The 4,410-nt window shown below is 43.3% G+C and carries 2 protein-coding genes and 1 pseudogene; 1 reads left to right on the forward strand and 2 read right to left on the reverse strand.

Translation table 11 applies throughout. The features are described from left to right. A pseudogene (locus tag AAC033_RS18410) lies at positions 1–418 on the reverse strand (nicotinate phosphoribosyltransferase); the annotation flags it as partial. A 338-nt stretch (positions 419–756) separates the two neighbouring features. Between AAC033_RS18410 and AAC033_RS18415 the strand changes: the two are divergent. Beyond that, positions 757–1,185: an OsmC family protein gene (locus AAC033_RS18415; protein WP_339740886.1), complete on the forward strand. Its 429-nt coding sequence runs from the start codon at positions 757–759 to the stop codon at positions 1,183–1,185. Between the two features lie 122 nt (positions 1,186–1,307). Here AAC033_RS18415 and ppdK read toward each other — a convergent pair whose 3' ends face one another. Next, complete coding sequence (gene ppdK / locus AAC033_RS18420) at positions 1,308–4,019, reverse strand: pyruvate, phosphate dikinase (RefSeq protein ID WP_339740888.1); 2,712 nt, start codon at positions 4,017–4,019, stop codon at positions 1,308–1,310. Between the last annotated feature and the right edge of the window lie 391 nt (positions 4,020–4,410).

The following is a 4,410-nucleotide window of genomic DNA, read 5'->3' on the forward strand; positions in this document are numbered from 1 at the left end:
TTGCAATCAGCGATTCAAAATTCAGAATATTGAGCAGCAGGGTTTCAACAAGCTGTGTTTCCAATATTGTTCCTTCAACCCGCAAAGCTGGCTCGTTTGGAAAGATCAACTCGCCTTCTTTTACTGAATAAATGTTTCCATTGAAGGAGAAGTTTTGCAAATACTCGACAAACCGATTATCAAAACCAACTGATTTTAAATAGGCGCAATCACTTTCTGAGTAGTTGAAACTTTTGATCATTCGAACAGCCGTAGAGAGACCGGCAAAAACAACAAAGCTGCCGCCAAATGGGGCTTTTCGGAAGAAGTAGTCGAAACACGCCTTTTTTTCGTGGCGCCCGCTTAAAAAATAGCCTTGGGCCATGGTCAGTTCGTAATGGTCGGTGTACAGTCCCGTGTTGTTTTGAAATGGAAGCATAAGCAATTGATTTAGTTTCTCGATAAATACAAGCAAACACCTTGCAAATTACAGCTAAAATCGGCAACAAACTATGTGCTGGCTCATTCGTTTTGATTTTGGAAGCGATCGGCGCGTTGGTTTTTTCCTGCCAATTGTAGATTTCCTGCCTCAATAGGTGGAAGTTTTCATACAACTTTGAACCGAAACTTTTTCAGCTTGTTGTTTTTTACAGTTGAACTGATAGGTTCGTAGTCAGGGGCCTTGGAGTTTCAAGGATATCGAACGACGGTCATTTCGTTGTTCGGCATCATGATTGACAGAAACAAATGTTATAAATCAATAAAATCTTATTAACGATGAAGATAAACAAAGCAAAAGCATTTTGGCAAGGAAATTTGAAAGACGGAAACGGTCGTATGCAATTCGTCAACAGTGACACCGAATTTCCTTTTAGTTTTAAATCCAGGTTTGAAGATGGCGTAGGAGCAAATCCTGAAATGTTGATTGGTTCGGCTCATGCCGGCTGTTTTTCAATGGCATTTTCAAATATCCTTGATGGCGAAGGTTATGCTCCTAAAGAAGTAAATACCATTGCCCACATTAAATTAGATCAGGTTGACGGAGGTTTTAAAATTGTTGAGAGTCACCTGGAAGTGGAAGCTGTTGTGTCTGGAATTGATGATGATTTATTCCAGAAATTGGCCGTAAAGGCGAAGGAGGGTTGTCCGGTTTCGCAGGCCCTTGGAGCCATCAAAATTACCTTGGACGCCAAATTGAAAAAATAAATTGAGAAAGCTTGAACAGCGGAAGATCTTTTCCGGTTCTTTTTTCTGAATAACATATCTTGGCAAAAAAGCCGCTTCAGTTTGTTCTGAAGCGGCTTTTATTTGTGTTGTCAGCAAATTGACTAGTTGCTGTGCTTAATATTTGCTAAAGCTGCGGCTACCCGCGCAATTGGCACGCGGTAAGGCGAACAGCTTACATAGTCCAAATTAACACTGTCGCAGAATTCAACAGAACTTGGTTCTCCTCCGTGCTCACCGCAAATACCTACTTTCAGTTTTTCCTTTACTGAGCGGCCTTTTTCAACACCCATTTGCACCAATATGCCAACGCCATTTTGGTCAAGCACTTGGAATGGATCTTGTTTCAGAATTCCTTTTTCCAAATAATCAGGCAGGAATTTTCCGGCGTCATCGCGGGAATATCCCAGGGTCATTTGGGTCAGGTCGTTTGTTCCGAATGAGAAGAAATCAGCTTCTGCAGCAATGTGGTCAGCTGTTAAGGCCGCACGCGGAATTTCGATCATGGTGCCAACAAGGTAGTCAATGCGATCACCCTTTTCTTCAAATACCTCTTCGGCTGTCGAGCGGATAATGTCAGCCTGGTTTTTAAACTCGGCCACTGTGCCAACAAGCGGAACCATAATTTCCGGACGTGCATCCACGCCTTTTGCTTTCAGGTTAAGGGCAGCTTCAATGATGGCACGGGCCTGCATGGCTGTAATTTCAGGATAAGTAATACCTAAGCGGCAACCACGGTGCCCAAGCATCGGGTTGAATTCTTCCAAATCCGAAATCTTGGATTTTACGGCATCCAGAGAGATTCCCATTTCTTCGGCCAATTCTTTTTGAGTGGCTTGCTGATGTGGAACAAATTCGTGCAATGGTGGGTCGAGCAGGCGAACCGTTACGCCATAACCTTCCATTGCTTCAAAAATACCTTCGAAATCTTCGCGCTGGTATGGGAGTAGTTTTGCTAACGCTTTTTTGCGTCCTTCGACTGTTGACGAAAGAATCATTTCACGCATGGCTTTAATACGGGCTCCTTCAAAGAACATGTGCTCTGTCCGGCAAAGACCGATACCTTGTGCTCCAAATCCACGGGCTACTTTGGCATCGTTTGGTGTGTCAGCATTGGTGCGTACTGTCATCCGGGCAAATCTGTCCGACAAATCCATTACTTTACCAAAATCTCCTCCGAGGTCAGGATTCATGGTTTTAATTTTTCCTTCAAAAACCTGTCCTGTTGTTCCATTAAGCGAAATCCAGTCACCTTCTTTGTACTCTTTCCCGTCAATGGTCATGATCCGGGTTTTGTAATTGATTTTTACTGCTCCGGCTCCTGAAACACAGCACTTACCCATTCCACGTGCTACAACTGCAGCATGCGAAGTCATCCCTCCACGGGCTGTTAAAATTCCGCGGGCAACGTTCATTCCCTCCAAATCTTCTGGCGAGGTTTCGATCCGAACGAGGATTGAGTTTTCATAGTTGAATGCTTCATCGGCAAAAAATACGATTTGTCCTGTCGCAGCTCCCGGAGATGCAGGGAGACCTTTTGCCAGAATCTTGGCACTTTCAAGTGCGGTGGTGTCAAACACCGGGTGAAGAAGTTCGTCCAGCCTGTTTGGTTCGATGCGCATCAGAGCTGCTTTTTCATCAATGATACCTTGCTCCAACATGTCAACAGCAATTTTTACCATCGCAGCTCCAGTACGTTTTCCGTTCCGGGTTTGCAGCAGCCATAGTTTACCATCCTGGATGGTGAACTCGATGTCCTGCATATCTTTGTAGTGGTCTTCCAGTTTTTGCTGAATCTCCATCAATTCTTCGTAAAGCTTTGGCATGGTTTCTTCCAGCGAAGGAAATTCGGCTTTCCTCACTTCTTCGCTAACTTCAGCCAATTCGGCCCAACGCTTACTTCCTTCAAGAGTGATCTGTTGTGGTGTGCGTGTTCCAGCAACCACATCTTCTCCTTGTGCATTGATGAGGTATTCGCCGTTGAAGATATCTTCGCCGGTTGCGGCATCACGGGTAAAGGCAACACCAGTTGCTGAGGTCTCGCCCATATTTCCGTAAACCATGGCCTGAACGTTAACTGCCGTTCCCCATTCAGCGGGGAAGTTATTCATTTTGCGGTAGTAGATGGCACGCTCGTTCATCCAGCTGTCGAATACTGCCGAAACAGCACCCCAGAGTTGTTCCCAAGGATCGTCAGGGAAACTTTTTCCAGTAACTTTCAACACAGCTTCTTTAAAGCGCAGCACCAGAAGTTTCAGGTCTTCGGTTGTAAATTGTGTATCCAGTTCAATGCCTTTTTCTTCCTTCAAGTTTTCCATGATCAACTCGAATGGATCAATGTCTTCTTTGCTTTCTGGCTTCATTCCCAAAACCACGTCACCGTACATTTGTACAAATCGGCGGTAAGAGTCCCAGGCAAAACGATCATTTCCTGATTTCTTGGCAATTCCCTGGACGGCCAAATCATTTAATCCCAAGTTCAATACGGTGTCCATCATTCCCGGCATGGAAACACGGGCTCCGGAGCGAACAGAAACAAGACAAGGGTTGTCTTTGTCTCCAAATTTAGTATTGGTTAATTCTTCAATAAGGGCTACAGCGTGTTCAACTTCTTCTTTAATTGCCGAAACTGCTGCGTCATGGCCCTGTTGCGTATAGATCGTACAAACTTCTGTCGTAATTGTGAATCCGGGGGGTACCGGAACTCCAATAAGGTTCATTTCTGCCAGGTTAGCTCCTTTTCCTCCAATGAGGTTTTTCATACTGGCCTTACCTTCGGCTTTACCATTACCAAATGTATAAACATACTTTGCCATAAGCGATTTTTGTGGATTAATAAAAGATTTAATATTCAATTAAAATAAATTCATTTCCATGAGCTGTAAAATTGGTTAATTTCAACTTTAACTGCCAGCTAAACAGTCTGTTTTACAGCTGTTTTTGATAAACCGATCTGATTTATCACATTTCGTTTTTCGGGGTGGTTGCAAATATATTAAAAACAGGAAGAAAACTGGTGCGATCCGTTTCTAAATAAGCGATTTTTCAGAATTTAATTCTTAACATTTCTTAACGTTGCTTGAAGCTTCTTAACTATATTTCACCGTACATTTGTATTATAAGTTTTAGCACAAAGACAAGTAATTTTTTTCATAGAGATAGGTTTGGTTAAGTTAGAAAAAAGGATGGTCCCAGCCATCCTTTTTT

This window comes from uncultured Sunxiuqinia sp., from assembly GCF_963974515.1.
In the GTDB taxonomy this organism is placed as follows: domain Bacteria; phylum Bacteroidota; class Bacteroidia; order Bacteroidales; family Prolixibacteraceae; genus Sunxiuqinia.

Excerpts from the sequence above, each read along its gene's own strand:
- AAC033_RS18415 (WP_339740886.1), top strand. The coding sequence starts at position 757 with ATGAAGATAAACAAAGCAAAAGCATTTTGGCAAGGAAATTTGAAAGAC.
- ppdK (WP_339740888.1), bottom strand. The coding sequence starts at position 4,019 with ATGGCAAAGTATGTTTATACATTTGGTAATGGTAAAGCCGAAGGTAAG.